The sequence below is a fragment of the Synechococcus sp. CB0101 genome (genome assembly GCF_000179235.2).
GTDB lineage: Bacteria > Cyanobacteriota > Cyanobacteriia > PCC-6307 > Cyanobiaceae > Vulcanococcus.
The window spans coordinates 827,286-842,992 of the sequence record NZ_CP039373.1; the positions used below are offsets into that span (position 1 = coordinate 827,286).

Here is a 15,707-nt window from a genome sequence, read left to right on the forward strand (position 1 = left end):
CGCTCAGTTTGGCGGGTTCAGCCCAACTGCCTGAGGGCCTCCCTGTAGCCCTGGCAACACGGCAAGGGCGGGTAGCCATGGGTGCTCAACACCTGTTGCAGGCGCGCCGTGGCCTGCGGCAAGCGGCGGGTCGGGATCGCCGGGAAGGCGTGGTGGGTGCTGTGGTGGGGCAAGCCCCCGAGCCAGCCGTTGAGCCAAGCGGGAACGACAACCGTGCGGGAGCCATAGAGCTGGCTCAGCAACGGATGGGGTTGCGGTTGCCAGAGCTGCCAGTGCTCGATCGCACCGCGCAACTGCAGCAGCGCACCCGCCACCCGCTCCACCACCAGCCAACCCACGCCGTAGGCCAGCAGTTGCCGGTGCTGGATCACCACCACCAGGATCAAGGCCTGCACCAGCACGATGCCGAGCCCATCGAGCAGGAGAGCCCGGCGCAACGCCGGCTGCTGCGCCTGCAGCCGCAGCGCCTCCTGCAGGGTGCGCAGGATCAGGCCGGCTCCACCGGCCAGCACCAGCCAGCGCCAACGACCGGGCTCCTGCTGGTGGATCCGCTCGGGATCGCGCGGGTCGCGATTGTTCCAGCGGTGATGCAGGCGATGCAACAGCCGATAGGTGCAGAGCGGCCAGGCCATAGGCCAGCTAATCAGCGCCGCCAGCACCAACTCGAGCCGGCGCTGGCCCAGCAAGGTGCCATGGCAGGCCTCATGGGTGGCGATCAACAGCAACGTTTCCGCCAGAGCCACCAGCAGCGCCGCGGCGAGGCGCTGGGGCCAGGCCTGCAGCTGCCAGTAGGCCACGCCGCCGGCGGCGAGAAGGGCCAGCAGCAGCAGCAGTCGCCCCCAGGCCGGCTGCAACGCCGGAGCCTGCAGGTCGGCAACGGCAGCATGCAGATCGCGGATCAGCGGGCGCAACGCAACCGGATCAGGCATCAACGGCAGTGGCGATGCGGCCACCGTATGGAGGTCAGCCCAGCCGGCGGGCCCAGTGCGGCAACGCTGCAGCAAAGGCGACGATCAGGCCGCTGCCAGCGCGTAGCGCTCACCCACCTGCGGATCGATCAACTGGCTGCCAGCCGGCATCGCCGCCGCGGCCTCAGCCGGGCTGCCCTTCATCCACAACAGCCGGGTGAGCAAACCGCTGAAGGCCACATCGCCGCCTGCCGTGCTGGCCAGCACCGTGCGGGGCTGGAACCGCTCCAGCAGCTCAGGCAGCACCGCCTGGCCGCGCACAAAGGCCCCCGCCACCGGCAGCCCTAGGTCCACCACCGGGGTGATCACCGCATCGAGAGGCCGGGCCGGCAGATCGGCGGGGAGGTAGCCGTGGGGCTCGAGATAAAGCGATCCCCGGGGATGCTCCAGCAGGTAGCCGTTCTCCACCTGAGGCACCGGCGCGCCGGCCGTGGCTGTGATCTGCAGCTCGCCATGGCGACACTGTTCACCAGGGCGCAAGGCTGTGACCGTTTCAAAGCCGAGACCGCGCACCTTCGCCGCCGCCGACACTGAGCCCACCACCGGCAGGGAGCGCGGCAGGAGCTGCAGGGTGTCGGGATGGGCGTGGTCGTCGAGCCCCTGGGTGAGCAGCAGCAGGTCCAGCTCCGCCGGCACCGGCTGGCTCTCAGGCAGCTGCCCTTCAAAAAACCAGGCCCCGGGCGGAAAGCGCAGCGCGCCGGTCAGCCAGGGATCCACCAGCACCCGCAGGCCACCCAGCTCCAGCAACCAACCGTTGGCACCGAAATAGGTGGCGTACATGAAGGCTGCCGCAGGAATCGCGACCCTAAACAGCACCGCAGCGCGGGTGCTGGAATGCAGGAAAGGGGTTGATCACTGCCGATGCTGCGGCTCAACGAACTGAAGCTGCCGCTCGACCACGAGCCCGAGGCGATCGGCGCCGCCCTCTGCCGCCGGCTGAAGCTCACACCCGAAGCGCTCCGCAGCGAACCCGTGGTGGTGAAACGCAGCGTGGATGCCCGCCGGAAAAGCCAGATCCAGCTGGCCTACAGCCTTGAGTTTGAGCTGGATCCCGCCCTGGAGCAGCGGCTGCTCAAGCGCTTCTCGCGCGACCCGCACCTGCAGCCCGCTCCCGACACCACCTATCAGCTGGTGGCCCAGGCGCCGGCAGATGCGGATCTGCCGCGGCCGGTGGTGGTGGGGGCAGGCCCCTGCGGTTATTTCTGCGCCCTGCTGCTGGCCCAGATGGGCTTAAAGCCGCTGCTGCTGGAACGGGGCAAACCGGTGAAGGAACGCAGCGCCGACACCTTCGGTTTCTGGCAGGGCAAACGCCCCTTCAACCCCGAATCCAATGCCCAGTTCGGGGAAGGGGGAGCCGGCACCTTCTCCGACGGCAAGCTCTACAGCCAGGTGCGCGACCCGCGCCATCTGGGCCGCAAGGTGCTCGAGGAGCTGGTGGCCGCCGGCGCCAACCCGGAAATCCTGGTGCTGCACCGCCCCCACATCGGCACCTTCAAGCTGGCCACGGTGGTGCGGGGCCTCAGGGCCCAGATCCGAGCATTGGGCGGTGAGATCCGCTTCGAAAGCCGGGTGGATCGGCTCGAGCTCAACCCGAACGATCACGCCGTGCGGGGCGTCACCCTCGCCGATGGCAGCTTCATCCCCGCCCGGCAGGTGGTGATGGCGGTGGGGCACAGCGCCCGCGACAGCTTCGCCATGCTCCACGCCCAGGGCGTGACGATGGAACGCAAACCCTTCTCGGTGGGCTTCCGCATCGAGCATCCCCAGCCCCTGATCGATGCAGCCCGCTGGGGCAGCTGTGCCGGCCACCCTCAGTTGGGCGCAGCCGAATACAAGCTCGTGCACCACGCCAGCAACGGCCGCTGCGTGTACAGCTTCTGCATGTGCCCCGGCGGGTTGGTGGTGGGCGCTACCTCTGAAGCAGGGCGGGTAGTAACCAACGGCATGAGCCAGCACTCGCGCAACGAGCGCAATGCCAACAGCGGCATCGTGGTGAACATTGAGCCCGCCGATGTGGAGCCCTACGGCAGCGGCCCAAACGACCCACTCGCGGGGGTGGCCTTCCAACGGCACTGGGAATCGCGGGCCTATGCCCTGGGGGGCGAAACCTTCGCGGCACCGGGCCAACGCCTGGGCGATTTTCTGTCAGGCCGCAGCAGCAACAGCACCGGCAGCGTGCAGCCCTCCTATGCACCGGGCGTGACGCTCACCGATTTGAGCAGTGCCCTGCCGGACTATGCGATCGAAGCGCTGCGGGAAGCCCTACCGGCGTTCAACAGCAAGATCGAGGGCTACGCCATGGACGACGCCATGCTCACGGGCGTGGAGACCCGAACCTCCTCACCGATTCGGGTGCCGCGGGATGAGCGGATGCAGAGCATCAACACCCCGGGGCTGTACCCGGCGGGAGAGGGGGCCGGCTTCGCCGGCGGAATCCTCTCAGCCGCGATCGATGGCATCCGCGTGGCGGAAGCCGTTGGCCTCACTCTTCTTCGTCAGGAGCACCCAGGGGTGCCAGGCGAATCTGTTTGCGGCCGAGCTTGATCTCAAATTCGTCGCCGGGCTTGAGATCGAGCAGGGCGGTATAGGCCTTGCCCACCATCAGGTTGCCGTTGAACTGCACCTTGGTGGTGAAGCTGAGCTTGCGGCCGCCTTTGCCCACCTTGGCGGAGCCACCACCAAAATCCACGCCCTTGGCGTTGAGCAGCGCTTCGTAGAAGGCGGTGAAGTTGAGACGCTCGGAGCCGTCCTTCTTCGTGGACACGTAGCCGCAAGCCCGCACGATGTCGGACTTGCTCACATCGCCAAGCTCTTTGACCTTGGCGAGAAGATCTGCTCCTGTGAGCATCTGTTTGTTAGTTATGCAACATTTGCATTATCGCATCGCGGTGGAAGCCTCGCAACAAAGAAGCCCCGCAACCAGACTGCAATCCTTCCTCGCCCGCCCAGTGAAACGCCATGGCGTGCACGGTGGTGTGGTTTCGGCGTGACCTGCGCCTCAGCGACCACGCAGCCCTCAGTGAAGCTTGCAACCAGGGAGCGGTCCTGCCGGTTTTCGTGCTGGATCGCGATCTGTTGTTTCACCCGGAAACAGCCGTGGCCCGCGTGGCCTTCATGCTCAACAATCTGCAGGCACTTGATGCAGATCTGCGGCAGCGGGGCGGTCGCCTGCTGATCCGTTGTGGCGATCCGGCTGAACAACTGCTGCAGGTGGTGCAGCTCAGCGGCGCCGATGGCGTGATCGCCCACACCGACAGCGAACGCTTGGTGGGCCGCGTGCGCGATGCCCGCGTCAGCCGCACCCTGGCCGCCCACCGCATTCCACTGCGCTGGGTGGAACCGGCCGGCGCCTGCGGCGAGCTGATGGCCTACAGCGGCTGGAGCCGCCAGTGGCACCAGGCCATGGCCAGCCCGGCCCTGCCAGCACCGGAGCGTGTGGTGGTGCCGCCCCCCTCCAGCGCCCTGCCGGACACACCGGTGCCCAGCCTGGAAGCGTTGGGCCTGAGGCCGGATGCCAAGCCCATCCCCCCGGGCGGCACTGCCGCAGCCCTCAAGCGGCTCGAGCAGTTTTGCGAAGGCTCGGCGTCACGCAGCTACTACTGGGAGCTCAGCTACCCCTCGGCGAAGGTCACCACCGGGCTGAGCCCCTACCTGAAATTCGGGGTGATTTCACCGCGCCAGTGCCTGCAGCGTTTGGCCTGGCTCCTGCCCCGCGGCGGCGAGGGCGGCCGCCGCGATCCCCGCAGCCGCAGCGCCGTGCAACTCGCCAGCCGCCTGCGCTGGGGCTGCGCCATCCACCAACGCTTTCGCTACCTGCCCCAGCTGGAATTGATCGCGTTGTGGAGCCCCCTCGACACCCACTGCGAGCTCAGCGCCCAACAGGAGGAGCTCTACGCCGCCTGGCGCGAGGGCCGCACGGGCTTTCCGATCGTGGATGCCGCCGCCCGCTGCCTGCAGGCCGAAGGGGGCTGGCTCGAACTCAACTTCCGCAGCCGGGCGATCTACGCCAGCTTTCTCTCCAACCTCTGTGGCATCGATTGGCGCTTCGGGGCCTTGCATTACATGCGTCATCTGATTGATGGCGATTGCCCCATCGATCACTACCAATGGGCGATGCAGGCGGGGGTGACGTACCACGGCACCAAAGCCTGGACCCGCATCTACCACCCGGGCCAGGTGGCGGTGGATCGCTGCGATCCCCATGGGCTGTTCATCCGGCGCTGGCTGCCGGAACTGCGGGGCCTCACCAACGACCAACTGGGTACCCCGCCCGCCATGGCCGACTACCCCGCTCCGGTGCTCGATTACGAAACATCCCGCAGACTGCGGCTGGAGGCGTTGGAGCAGCAACGTCTCCAAATTGGAGCCGTTCAATCCGCAATGGCTCGCCTTCCGAGCCATCTCCATCCCTTCGGCTACCAGCGCATCGCCGGCTGCGAAGTGGGCTGGGCAGATCTGTGGGCAGCCCAGCCCCCATCAGCCCTGCAACCCAGCGCCGTGGATCTCGATCGGCTCGAGCCAGCCGGCTGGAGAGCCCTGATGAGCTGGTTCAGCGGCAGCAGCCGCACCAATGGCACCAGTCGAAGCCGCAGCAACACCAGCGGCAGCCGCAGCTCGGGCCGGAGCGGAAGCCGCAGCCGCCGCGCCCAAACCAGCCCGGGGCAACTCAGCCTCGATCTCGGAATTTCCCTCGAGCCCTAAGGCGCTCGGGCCCGGCGGTACCGCGCGCATGGGGCCAAGCCATCCCTATCCAGACAGTCTCCTGGTCCGGATATCCATGGATATCCGAGCCTGGACAGTCGCTCGGCACAACACCCGCCTCCATCAGTCAGGCGTCAGTCGGGCAATTGCTGCGACACGATGCCGCTCCACTGCACCGCCTTCACCTGATCGCGGCGCCAGGAATGGAACAACAACGCCTCGCCCACGGTGCAAAGCGGGCACACGCTGATCTGCTGGGCCGGCACACCGGCCAACTCCAGCTGACGGCGGGTGGCCGCGCGGATATCGAGGCGAGCGCGGCCGGGTTCAGGGTCGCCCTGAAGCGCACCGCAGCGCTCCAGCTCAGCCATGGCATCGAAGGCCCCACCAGCCTCAGACGGCAACGATGCCGCCACCTGCTCAGCCACAGCCAGCTCCACCTGGTAGCGCGCACCACTCACCGCCGGGCCGAGGGCCACCAGCAGATCGCCGCGGCGGCAGCCGGCCTGCTCCAGCTGAGCGATGGCCTCCAGCAGGATGCCGCCGGCCACACCGCGCCAGCCGGCATGGCAGGCAGCCACACGGCCGCTGCGAGGATCAGCCAGCAGCACCGGCGTGCAATCGGCGCCGCACACCCACAGGCTCTGACCGCCCGCATCACTCACCAAGCCATCGGCCTCTGGCCAAGGCTCGGTGCTGGCGGCACTGGCGGGAAGCACCAAGGCGCTGTGCACCTGCTTGGGGCGGTGCACCGTCACGCCGCCGCTCACATAGCCCGCCAACACCTCGGGCCCGCGGCCTGCCCACTGGCGGGTGAAGAAGCCGTGCTCAAAGCCTGAGAGCAAATCAGCCTGGAGGTAATAGCCGCCGTAGCAGCCGATCCAGGTCCACCCCTCCAGCAGATTGAAGCGGGCATCGGGGCGATCAAACGGGGGATCAACGGCTTCCGCCATGGTCCGCCTCCTCAGGCATCGGGGAGATCGCGCAGCACCCAGAAGCCATCGAAGCCGTTCTGGGCGTCGCTGCTTTGCACCGCCAGGAATTGCACGCCGCCGGCCTGCTGGCGTGCGGCGCGGAAGGCCTGGGCCGCCGCTTCCGCTTCTTCGGCCTCAAGGTTCCCCAGCAACCAGCGATCCTCCAGGCCGGCCTCGAGCACCAGTTGATTGCCGCTCACCTCCAGGCGCACCGGCTCAAGCCCCGCAATCCAACCGGCAATGGCCAGCGAGCGGGTGGCGCTGAACAGGCGCAGACCACTCACCATCACGTCGTCGTCGCCGGTGCCATCGAGGGGCACCAGGCCTGCAAAGCTCACATCCCACTCGGCGGCTTCCCGCAGGGCGCCGAGGGGAAGCGAGGCCCAGCTCCAGCTATCGCCGCGGGCGGCCTCCGGCAAGGGCACCGCCACCGGCTGAATCGGCAGGGGCGCTGGCGCCAGAGGCCCGGCCATGTAGCCCTCCTCCGCGGGATACACCGTGGCTTGGCGCTCCTGCAGCCACTCCACCAGGGCGTAGCAGCGGCGGCTGGGGATCAGCTCCAGGCTGAGTTGCTCCGCCGCGCGCGACACCATCGTGCGCATCGAAGCCCGCCAGCAACGCAGCTTGCGGGGGGCGGCATAGCCCTCCGCAGCCGCCTGCTCCATAGCCTGCTCGAGGGCCTGCTTCAGCCACTGCGAATTCACGCTGGAGGCGGAGCAGTTCTGCACAAAGCGGAATCCGGGGCCCGACGCACCGGGGGCCGGGGTGCTGCAGATCAGGAGCTCCCAGCGTTTCTTGCCGTCGGGCTCGAGGATCGGCCGGGAGTAGTAGTCGAGCTCCCAATCGAGCTGCAGCGGGGCTGCAGTGCGACGGGTGGGATCAGCAACCTGATCGGTGGCCTGACTCATCCGGCGCTCTGTTCCTGTTGGCGCAGCACGCTACGAGCACGGTTGGCCCGATCGGCGGCTTCGGCCATCACCTTGTCGCGATCGATGAGCAATTCACCGGGCTGGCCCTCGAGCAGGGCGGTGTTGAGGGCGATGCGACCACGGCCGGGATCGAGCTCAGTGATCAACGCCTTCACCCGATCACCCTGGCCGAACACCTCGCGCAGATCGCGCATCTGACCGCCGGTGATCACGGATTGGTGCAGCAGGCCGCTGATGCCGCCCAGATCCACAAACAAGCCATAGGGCTTCACCGACACCACCTGGCCTTCCACCAGCTGGCCCACCTCCAGGTTCTGGAAGATGGCGGCGGTGGCCGCTTTCTTCTCGGAGAGCACCAGCTTGCGGGTCTCGGGGTTGACCTCCAGGAAGGCCACACCGAGGGTTTTGCCCACCAGGGCTTCATGGTTCTCACCCTCCTGCAGCTGGGAGCGGGGAATGAAGCCCCGCAGCCCTTCCACATCGGCGGTCACACCGCCGCGGTTGAAGCCATTCACCTTCACCTGCAGCACCTTGCCCTCCTTCTCCAGGGCGCGCACCTTCTCCCAGCTTTGGCGCAGGGCCAGGGCGCGGGCGCTCACGGTCACCATGCCGTCGGCGTTCTGCTCGCGGGTGACCAGCACTTCCACCTCAGTACCACGGGGGAAACGCTCCTTGAGGTTGGTGATCACCCCGAGGCCACATTCCTTCTTGGGCATGAAACCGGGGGCCTTGCCACCGATATCCACATACACGCCATCGCTCTCGAGGCCCACCACGGTGCCCACCGCCACTTCACCGGTGGTGCCCACGAACTCCTGCTCATCGAGGGCCGCCAGGAAGGCATCCGCATCGAAATCGAAATCGTCCACAGTGCGGGCCGGCACCGCAGCGGCGCGTTCGGGCTGAGGCGGGGCCATGCGGGCGCTGCCGGAACCACCGGAGCCACCACGACCGCCACGGCCGGCACGCTTGTCGTCGGGGCCGAGCAGATCCGCCATGGTGAGGCCCTCGAAGCCACTCATGTCGAACAACTCGTCGTCGCCATCGGAGCTGCGGCTCGGGGCGGCGGGTGCGCTGGGGCGCTGCGGGGCTACGGGAGCTTCACCGCGGGAGGCGCGCACGGCGTTTTCCAGTTCGGCGGCGCGCTGGGCAGCAGCTTCAGCGGCGGCACGGGCTTCAGCGGCCTCGCGCTCGAGCTTCAGCTGCTCTTCCTTTTTATTGATTTGCAGCACTTGAGGCGGCTTGCGCACCGGGGCTGCCCCACCCGCCGGGGGTCGCGGGGAGGCAGGAGGCACGGGTCGCGGCGACTGAACTTGCTTGGCCGAAGGCTGGGAGGGCTGCTGGTTGCCAGGACCGGCCATGAAACAAGCACAGATGCACAGCGCCACACTGTAGTGAGGCCCCTTCAGCCCAATTGCCAGCCCATGGAGCGCACCTGCCGATCCGGCACCCGACGGCTGGAGCAACTGGCCTGGCCGCAACTCGTGCAGGCGGCATCCCAGCCCGGCAGCACCGTGGTGTGGCCCTTCGGCGCCTTCGAGCAACACGGCCCCCAGCTGCCTCTGGGCACCGATGCCCTGTTTGCGGATCGGCTGCTGGATCGGGTGCTCGAGGGGCTGCCCGAAGCCCTGCCGATCTGGCGGCTACCGGTGCAAAACCTCGGCTTCTCCCCAGAACACCTGGGGTTCCAGGGCACCCTGAGCTTGCCGGCGGAGTTGTTGATCCGTCAGATCGAGGTGATTGGGGCGCAGCTGGCCGATGCCGGGTTCCAGCGACTGGTGCTGTTCAACGGCCACGGCGGCCAGATCGCCCTACTGCAGGTGGGAGCCCGCCAGCTGCGGGCCCAGCGGCCGGAGCTGGCTGTGCTGCCCTGCTTTCTCTGGAGTGGTCCCGATGGCATCGGCGAGCTGCTGGAGGAGCCGGAACGCAGCCAGGGGCTGCACGCCGGCCTGGCCGAAACCAGCCTGATGCTGCAGCTCGCGCCGGAGCTAGTGGGACCTGAACGCCCTGTGGATGGGTTGCTGAGCGAAGCGCCGCCGCCGGGCTGGAGCTTGGAGGGAGCGGTGCCTGAGGCCTGGCTCACCACGGATCTCTCCCGCACCGGCGTGGTGGGCGACAGCCGCGGCGCCTCAGCCGAGCTAGGGGCGGCCCTGGAGGAGCGACTGGTGGCCGGCTGGCGAGGGCTGCTGGAGGCCCTGCTGGGCAGCTCCTGGCCCCCGGGATCAGCCCACGGGGCTGGAACGCAGCCTTGATGGGGCGGATCCCCGGTGCTCAAAAGCTTTCATAAGCCCAACTACACCCGCAGGAGATGGTTACAGTCGACTCCATTGCGATGTGGATCAGGTAGCCATGGCGACCCTTGAAGCCCCGGAACTCGGCACCGAAACCTGCAACCTGCCCGACTTCACCACCGAGACCTACAAGGACGCTTACAGCCGCATCAACGCGATCGTGATCGAGGGCGAGCAGGAAGCCCACGACAACTACATCGCCATCGGCACGCTGCTGCCTGATCAGGCCGAAGAGCTCACCAAGCTGGCGCGCATGGAGCTCAAGCACATGAAGGGCTTCACCGCATGTGCCAACAACCTTGGTGTGACCGCCGACATGGCCTTTGCCAAGGAGTTCTTTGCGCCGCTGCACAACAACTTCACCACCGCCCTCGAGGCAGGCAAGGTGCCCACTTGCCTGCTGATCCAGGCGCTGCTGATTGAGGCCTTCGCCATCTCGGCGTATCACATCTATATCCCTGTCGCCGACCCCTTCGCCCGCAAGATCACCGAGGGCGTGGTGAAGGATGAGTACACCCACCTCAACTACGGCCAAGAGTGGCTGAAGGCCAATCTCGAGAGCTGCCGCGAAGAGCTGGAGCAGGCTAACCGCGACAACCTGCCCCTGATCCGCCGCATGCTCGATCAAGTGGCCGCCGATGCCGCCGTGCTGCACATGGATAAAGAAGACCTGATCGAAGACTTTTTGATCGCTTACCAGGAAGCCCTCACCGAGATCGGCTTCAGCACCCGCGAGATCGCTCGCATGGCCGCCGCCGCCCTGGTGGGCTGAGCTCAACCAGCCCCCAACCGGCGTTGCCCTTTAATCGGGTCACTTCAAGGCCGGTGTGTCACCAGGAGCATCTGCACGCATGTTTGGTCTGATCGGTCACTCCAGCAGCTTCGCCCAGGCCCAGGAAAAGGCCCGCGAACTGGGACTCGAGGAGATGGCCGAAGCCGACATGCTCGCCTGGTGCTCCGCCCCGCCTCAGCTGCTGGAAACCTTTGAGGTGACCAGCCGCACCGGCAAAACGATCGAAGGCACCTACATCGACTCCTGCTTTGTGCCAGAGATGCTGAGCCGTTTCAAAACGGCCACCCGCAAGGTGCAGAACGCCATGGAGATGGCCCAGAAGCAGGGCATCAACGTGACGGCCCTCGGCGGCTTCACCTCGATCATTTTTGAGAACTACGACCTCTCGAAGTTCCAGCAGATCCGCAACACCACCCTCGAGTGGCAGCGCTTCACCACCGGCAATACCCACACCGCCTGGGTGATCTGCCAACAGGTGGAACGCAATGCACCGCTGCTGGGCATTGATCTGAGCAAGGCCAAGGTGGCTGTGGTGGGCGCCACCGGCGACATCGGCAGCGCCGTGTGCCGCTGGCTCAGCCAGAAAACGGGTGTGGGTGAGTTGCTGCTCGTGGCGCGCCAGCAGCAGCGCCTGCAAGACCTTCAAACCTCGCTCGGCGGCGGCACGATCCTCAGCCTCGAGGAAGCCCTACCCCAAGCTGATGTGGTGGTTTGGGTGGCCAGCCTGCCCCAGACCCTCACGATCGATCACGCCAGCCTGCGCAAGCCCTGCTTGATGATCGACGGCGGCTACCCGAAGAATCTCGACGCCAAGGTGGCCGGCGATGGGGTGCACGTGCTGAAGGGCGGCATTGTGGAGTTCTGGCAGGACATCGGCTGGCAGATGATGGAGGTGGCCGAAATGGACAACCCGAAGCGCCAGCTGTTCGCTTGCTTTGCCGAGGCAATGCTGCTGGAATTTGAGGGAATCCACACCAACTTCAGCTGGGGGCGCAACAACATCTCGCTGGCCAACATGGAATTGATCGGCGATGCCTCGCTGCGTCATGGATTCCAGGCCATCGGACTCAACGCTGCCCAACTGAGCCGGGCAGCCCAGGGCGGAGTGGAGCTGGCGGCTGCCTGAGCCACCCGATCCGCCTCCCCACACGTCCAGCCCAGCCCAGCCCTTCTCCTGCTGCCATGGCCCGCCGTCCGCTGCTTGATTTCGAGAAACCTCTGGTGGAGCTGGAGGAGCAGATCGAGCAGATCCGCCAGCTGGCCAAGGATTCCGAGGTGGATGTGAGCCAGCAGCTGCTGCAGCTGGAAACCCTGGCCGCCCGCCGGCGCGAGGAGATCTTCACCAACCTCAGCCCGGCCCAGAAGATCCAGGTGGCGCGCCACCCCCAGCGCCCCAGCACCCTCGACTACATCCAGGTGGTCACCGATGAATTCATCGAGCTGCACGGCGACCGCCGCGGCAACGATGACCAGGCCCTGGTGGGCGGTGTGGGCCGCATCGGCGATCAAGGCGTGGTGCTGCTGGGCCACCAGAAGGGACGCGACACCAAGGAGAACGTGGCGCGCAACTTCGGCATGGCCTCCCCCGGCGGCTACCGCAAGGCGATGCGCCTGATGGAGCACGCCGATCGGTTCCGCCTGCCGATCTTCTCCTTCATCGACACCCCCGGCGCCTACGCCGGACTCACCGCTGAAGAGCAGGGCCAGGGCGAAGCCATTGCCGTGAACCTGCGCGAGATGTTCCGACTGCGGGTGCCGATCGTGGCCACCGTGATCGGCGAGGGCGGCTCCGGCGGCGCCCTGGGCATCGGCGTGGCTGATCGCCTGCTGATGTTCCAGCACAGCGTTTACACAGTGGCCAGCCCCGAGGCCTGTGCTTCGATCCTCTGGCGCGACGCCGGCAAGGCCCCCGTGGCCGCCGAGGCCCTGAAGATCACGGCGCCGGATCTGCTCAAGCTGGGGCTGATCGACGACATCATTGCCGAGCCATCCGGTGGCAACCACTGGGCACCGCGCCAGGCCGCGGAAACCCTCAAGGCTGCGCTGCTGCGTCACCTGGGCGAGCTCCAGACCCTGAGCGAAACCGAGCTCACCAACCAGCGCTACGCCAAGTTCCGGGCCATGGGGCGCTTCCTTGAGGCCGGGCAGCAAGACGCCAGCCTGAGCTCTTAAGGTTTCCTTTCGTTTCGTGGACGGCCGCTCGGTGGTCCAGCCCGTGTGACCGCCACCACCGCCGCCACAACGTCACCCCCCACCGCCTTGATCACTGGTGCCTCCCGCGGCATCGGTGCAGCGGCGGCGCGGGCCTTTGCCCAGGCGGGCTATCAGCTGCTGCTGGTGGCACGCTCCAGTGATGCCCTCGAAGCGCTGGCCCGCGAGCTGCGCAGCCATGGCCAGCAGGTGGAAACCCTGGCCCTCGATCTGGCCGATGCCCAGGCCATTGCCCCCGGCCTCGCAGAACTGCTCAGCCGCGGTCTGACACCCAACGTGCTGATCAACAACGCCGGCGCGGCCTACACGGGCAACCTGACGGAGATGACGCTCGAGCGCTGGCAATGGCTGCTGCAGCTCAATGTGACCAGCGTGTTTCAGGTGTGCCAGGCGGTCGTGCCGGCCCTGCGTCAGCAGCAGGGTCTGATCATCAATGTGAGCAGCCACGCAGCCCGCAACGCCTTTCCCGAATGGGGGGCGTATTGCACCAGCAAAGCGGCGTTGGCGTCGTTCAGCCGCTGCCTGGCCGAAGAGGAGCGCCAGCACGGCATCCGCGTTTCCACGCTCACGCTCGGTGCGGTTAATACGCCCCTTTGGGACAGCGAAACGGTCCACAGTTCCTTTGACCGCCGTGCCATGCTTGCCCCAGAACGCGTGGCCGAGGCGCTGTTGTCTCTGGCCCAGCAACCTTCCTCCCAAGTCGCGGAGGACATCACCCTCATGCCCGCCGCTGGCGTTCTCTGATTCGCTGCGCGGGACCTATCCATGACTTCTACTCTTCCTTCAAGCGTTTCCGGCCAGCTGGCTCCCGTGAGCCGCCGCATTCGCGATCGTCTTGAAGCCGCTGGCGTGCCGTATCTCGCCAACGACAACATTGCTGAGCATCTTCAAGAGGGTGAACTCAACCAGCTCGAGATCGAAGTAGCCGGAAAGGTTCGCGAGCTGCTGCGCAGCTTGGTGATCGATATCGATAACGATCACAACACCGAGGAAACTGCCGAGCGCGTGGCTCGCATGTACCTCCACGAAGTGTTCAAGGGTCGCTATCACCAGCAACCCAAGATCGCCAGCTTCCCCAATGTGAAGAAGCTGGATGAGATTTACACCGTGGGGCCAATCACGGTGCGTTCAGCCTGCTCCCATCACCTGGTGCCCATTTTGGGCAACTGCTGGATCGGCATCAAGCCTGGCGATCGCGTGATCGGCCTCTCCAAGTTTTCCCGCGTGGCGGACTGGGTGTTCTCCCGTCCCCACATCCAGGAAGAAGCGGTGATGATCCTGGCGGATGAAATTGAGCGCCTATGTGAACCCCAGGGTCTAGCGATTCTGGTGAAAGCGCAGCACTACTGCATGAAGTGGCGTGGCGTGAAAGAGCCCCAAACCAGCATGGTGAACTCGGTGGTGCGCGGTGACTTCCGCCACGATCCGAGCCTCAAGGCTGAGTTCTTTGAGTTGGTGAAGCAACAGGAATCGCTGCTGCTGCACTGAGTCGCACGCACGTTGATCTAGAGGGGTTGCCTTGGTGGTGCACATCACCACCGAGACAACCCTTTTTGCTGCGAAGCCCTCAGGGCTGAATGGGCCCCAGAGGTTGGGAGGCAACCCGCTTCACGGTGCCGTTCTCATTCACAACAGCCACCACCATCACGTTTTGGCCGATGTCCACCGGGGCAGGCACATAGGTGGTGCCATTGGCCCCTTCAATCAACACCCAGCTGCGCTGCCCAGGCTTGATGCGATACCAGTGGTAGTTGGCGGTGGGTAGCGCTGCTTGAGCATCCGCCACGGCGGTGGCGGTCAGAACCGCCCCCACAGCAGCATCGCCCTGCAGCACCAGCTGCTTCAGGCCATTGATGCGCTGTTGCACCACCCCCTCGAGCTGGATGTCGGTGGAGATCTGCTGCTGCATCTGCTGGATCTGCAGCTGGGGGCTTTCATCCACGCCGGGCACGCACTGCAGCGTGGCGCCCACCAGGCGGCAGCCCACCAGATCCTGGGCCTGCAGCGGCGACGCCAGCGCGGCTGCCAGTGCAGCCACCGGTAGGGCCAGCGGCAGCAGGCGGCGGGCCGTGGAGCGCATCAGGGCCATGGGGCGGATTCAGCTGCGGCGATCCTGGCGGAAGGCGGCCACGGCCGTCACAAGCTGGGCCACCCGATCCAGATTTTTGTCGCCGGGCGCACGCTCCACACCGCTGGAGGCATCCACCCCCACCGGCGGATGGGTCCCCAGCGCCTGCAGAGCGCTGGGGAGGGTTTCGGGGGTGATCCCACCCGCCAACCACCAGGGCAGCGAGGGCTGGAACCCCGCCAGCCATTCGATCGGAATGCGGTGGCCGGTGCCGCCGAGCTGATCGGGCACCCAGGCATCGAGCAACAGGGCATCCACGACAGGGGCATAGGCCTCCGCCCGCTCCAGATCCTGCTGGCTGCGAATCCGCAACGCTTTCCAGACCATGAGCTCCGGCCCCAAACGCTGCCGCAACTCGGCGCAGCGCTCGGGTGATTCGCCGCCATGCAGCTGCAGCACCTGATGACCCGCATCAGGCCCCAGGTGAGGCAGATCCGTCTCAACAGGATCCGCCACCACCAGCACCCCCAGGCAACCGGGCCGGGCCGCACTCACGGCGTGAAAGAGGGCGGGGCGCTGCTCCGGCGCCAGCCAGCGCGGCGATTGGGACACCGCGATCACACCGATGGCATCGGCACCAAGGGCGGCCACCGCTGCGGCCTGCTCCGGGCTGCGCAGACCGCACACCTTCAGCCAGGGCTGCGCGGCAGAGGGGGTCAACATCACAAACGGCCGCAGCAGCCTGGCCTTTCTAGGATCGAGCCATTGGGAA

The 15,707-nt window shown here is 66.6% G+C and carries 16 protein-coding genes; 8 read left to right on the forward strand and 8 right to left on the reverse strand.

The features are described from left to right. Positions 1-17 precede the first annotated feature (17 nt). Both CB0101_RS04515 and CB0101_RS04520 read right to left on the reverse strand, forming a co-directional pair. Positions 18-929, reverse strand: coding sequence for a fatty acid desaturase (locus tag CB0101_RS04515; protein WP_071778120.1), 912 nt, complete (start codon positions 927-929; stop codon positions 18-20). Between the two features lie 84 nt (positions 930-1,013). Further along, complete coding sequence (locus CB0101_RS04520) at positions 1,014-1,748, reverse strand: MBL fold metallo-hydrolase (protein WP_010307000.1); 735 nt, start codon at positions 1,746-1,748, stop codon at positions 1,014-1,016. An 81-nt stretch (positions 1,749-1,829) separates the two neighbouring features. On the opposite strand from CB0101_RS04520, the gene CB0101_RS04525 reads away from it, so the two are divergent. Further along, a complete protein-coding gene (locus tag CB0101_RS04525) occupies positions 1,830-3,512 on the forward strand; it encodes an NAD(P)/FAD-dependent oxidoreductase (protein WP_010306997.1) in 1,683 nt (560 codons plus the stop codon). On the opposite strand, the gene CB0101_RS04530 is transcribed toward CB0101_RS04525, so the two are convergent. Then, positions 3,451-3,816: an AbrB family transcriptional regulator gene (locus tag CB0101_RS04530; RefSeq protein ID WP_010306994.1), complete on the reverse strand. Its 366-nt coding sequence runs from the start codon at positions 3,814-3,816 to the stop codon at positions 3,451-3,453. The two genes, CB0101_RS04525 and CB0101_RS04530, sit on opposite strands and share 62 nt — an antisense overlap. 110 nt (positions 3,817-3,926) lie before the next feature. Between CB0101_RS04530 and CB0101_RS04535 the strand changes: the two genes are divergently transcribed. Next, positions 3,927-5,669, forward strand: coding sequence for an FAD-binding domain-containing protein (locus CB0101_RS04535; protein ID WP_136643971.1), 1,743 nt, complete (start codon positions 3,927-3,929; stop codon positions 5,667-5,669). A gap of 134 nt (positions 5,670-5,803) precedes the next feature. Here the strand turns inward: CB0101_RS04535 and pgeF are convergent, their stop codons facing one another. Genes pgeF through CB0101_RS04550 form a run of 3 tightly spaced genes read right to left on the reverse strand, consistent with a single transcriptional unit; the run spans position 5,804 to position 8,933 of the window. Then, complete coding sequence (gene pgeF / locus CB0101_RS04540) at positions 5,804-6,622, reverse strand: peptidoglycan editing factor PgeF (protein ID WP_010306945.1); 819 nt, start codon at positions 6,620-6,622, stop codon at positions 5,804-5,806. An 11-nt stretch (positions 6,623-6,633) separates the two neighbouring features. Continuing rightward, positions 6,634-7,551: a Tab2/Atab2 family RNA-binding protein gene (locus CB0101_RS04545; protein ID WP_010306939.1), complete on the reverse strand. Its 918-nt coding sequence runs from the start codon at positions 7,549-7,551 to the stop codon at positions 6,634-6,636. Beyond that, positions 7,548-8,933 carry a S1 RNA-binding domain-containing protein gene (locus tag CB0101_RS04550; protein ID WP_029552883.1) on the reverse strand — a complete coding sequence of 462 codons (1,386 nt, stop codon included), beginning with the start codon at positions 8,931-8,933 and terminating at the stop codon, positions 7,548-7,550. The genes CB0101_RS04545 and CB0101_RS04550 overlap by 4 nt, the downstream gene beginning before the upstream one ends. Before the next feature lie 63 nt (positions 8,934-8,996). On the opposite strand from CB0101_RS04550, the gene CB0101_RS04555 reads away from it, so the two are divergent. The 6 genes from CB0101_RS04555 (at position 8,997) to folE (ending at position 14,355) form a co-directional block, all read left to right on the forward strand. Beyond that, positions 8,997-9,824: a creatininase family protein gene (locus tag CB0101_RS04555; RefSeq protein WP_010306933.1), complete on the forward strand. Its 828-nt coding sequence runs from the start codon at positions 8,997-8,999 to the stop codon at positions 9,822-9,824. Positions 9,825-9,921: 97 nt separating this feature from the next. Then, positions 9,922-10,635 (forward strand): aldehyde oxygenase (deformylating), encoded by a 714-nt coding sequence (locus CB0101_RS04560; protein ID WP_010306931.1) that lies wholly within the window; start codon positions 9,922-9,924, stop codon positions 10,633-10,635. Positions 10,636-10,714: 79 nt separating this feature from the next. Further along, entirely contained in the window at positions 10,715-11,782 is a 1,068-nt protein-coding gene (locus CB0101_RS04565) for a long-chain acyl-[acyl-carrier-protein] reductase (protein WP_010306929.1), read from the forward strand. A 56-nt stretch (positions 11,783-11,838) separates the two neighbouring features. Continuing rightward, positions 11,839-12,828 (forward strand): acetyl-CoA carboxylase carboxyltransferase subunit alpha, encoded by a 990-nt coding sequence (locus tag CB0101_RS04570; protein ID WP_010306925.1) that lies wholly within the window; start codon positions 11,839-11,841, stop codon positions 12,826-12,828. Between the two features lie 45 nt (positions 12,829-12,873). Beyond that, positions 12,874-13,611, forward strand: coding sequence for an SDR family oxidoreductase (locus tag CB0101_RS04575; RefSeq protein ID WP_010306922.1), 738 nt, complete (start codon positions 12,874-12,876; stop codon positions 13,609-13,611). 21 nt (positions 13,612-13,632) lie between these two features. Continuing rightward, on the forward strand, positions 13,633-14,355 hold the full coding sequence (gene folE / locus CB0101_RS04580; RefSeq protein ID WP_029552880.1) for a GTP cyclohydrolase I: 723 nt from the start codon (positions 13,633-13,635) through the stop codon (positions 14,353-14,355). 79 nt (positions 14,356-14,434) lie between these two features. On the opposite strand, the gene CB0101_RS04585 is transcribed toward folE, so the two are convergent. Beyond that, positions 14,435-14,956 carry a hypothetical protein gene (locus CB0101_RS04585; protein WP_010306916.1) on the reverse strand — a complete coding sequence of 174 codons (522 nt, stop codon included), beginning with the start codon at positions 14,954-14,956 and terminating at the stop codon, positions 14,435-14,437. Between the two features lie 9 nt (positions 14,957-14,965). Further along, on the reverse strand, positions 14,966-15,658 hold the full coding sequence (locus CB0101_RS04590) for a phosphoribosylanthranilate isomerase (RefSeq protein ID WP_010306912.1): 693 nt from the start codon (positions 15,656-15,658) through the stop codon (positions 14,966-14,968). Positions 15,659-15,707: the final 49 nt, after the last annotated feature.

Coding starts and splice junctions, on each gene's coding strand:
- CB0101_RS04585 (WP_010306916.1), bottom strand. CDS start 14,956: ATGGCCCTGATGCGCTCCACGGCCCGCCGCCTGCTGCCGCTGGCCCTA.
- CB0101_RS04525 (WP_010306997.1), top strand. CDS start 1,830: ATGCTGCGGCTCAACGAACTGAAGCTGCCGCTCGACCACGAGCCCGAG.
- CB0101_RS04530 (WP_010306994.1), bottom strand. CDS start 3,816: ATGCTCACAGGAGCAGATCTTCTCGCCAAGGTCAAAGAGCTTGGCGAT.
- CB0101_RS04565 (WP_010306929.1), top strand. CDS start 10,715: ATGTTTGGTCTGATCGGTCACTCCAGCAGCTTCGCCCAGGCCCAGGAA.
- pgeF (WP_010306945.1), bottom strand. CDS start 6,622: ATGGCGGAAGCCGTTGATCCCCCGTTTGATCGCCCCGATGCCCGCTTC.
- CB0101_RS04550 (WP_029552883.1), bottom strand. CDS start 8,933: ATGGCCGGTCCTGGCAACCAGCAGCCCTCCCAGCCTTCGGCCAAGCAA.
- CB0101_RS04590 (WP_010306912.1), bottom strand. CDS start 15,658: ATGTTGACCCCCTCTGCCGCGCAGCCCTGGCTGAAGGTGTGCGGTCTG.
- CB0101_RS04560 (WP_010306931.1), top strand. CDS start 9,922: ATGGCGACCCTTGAAGCCCCGGAACTCGGCACCGAAACCTGCAACCTG.
- CB0101_RS04555 (WP_010306933.1), top strand. CDS start 8,997: ATGGAGCGCACCTGCCGATCCGGCACCCGACGGCTGGAGCAACTGGCC.
- CB0101_RS04570 (WP_010306925.1), top strand. CDS start 11,839: ATGGCCCGCCGTCCGCTGCTTGATTTCGAGAAACCTCTGGTGGAGCTG.
- CB0101_RS04545 (WP_010306939.1), bottom strand. CDS start 7,551: ATGAGTCAGGCCACCGATCAGGTTGCTGATCCCACCCGTCGCACTGCA.
- CB0101_RS04535 (WP_136643971.1), top strand. CDS start 3,927: ATGGCGTGCACGGTGGTGTGGTTTCGGCGTGACCTGCGCCTCAGCGAC.
- folE (WP_029552880.1), top strand. CDS start 13,633: ATGACTTCTACTCTTCCTTCAAGCGTTTCCGGCCAGCTGGCTCCCGTG.
- CB0101_RS04515 (WP_071778120.1), bottom strand. CDS start 929: ATGCCTGATCCGGTTGCGTTGCGCCCGCTGATCCGCGATCTGCATGCT.
- CB0101_RS04520 (WP_010307000.1), bottom strand. CDS start 1,748: ATGTACGCCACCTATTTCGGTGCCAACGGTTGGTTGCTGGAGCTGGGT.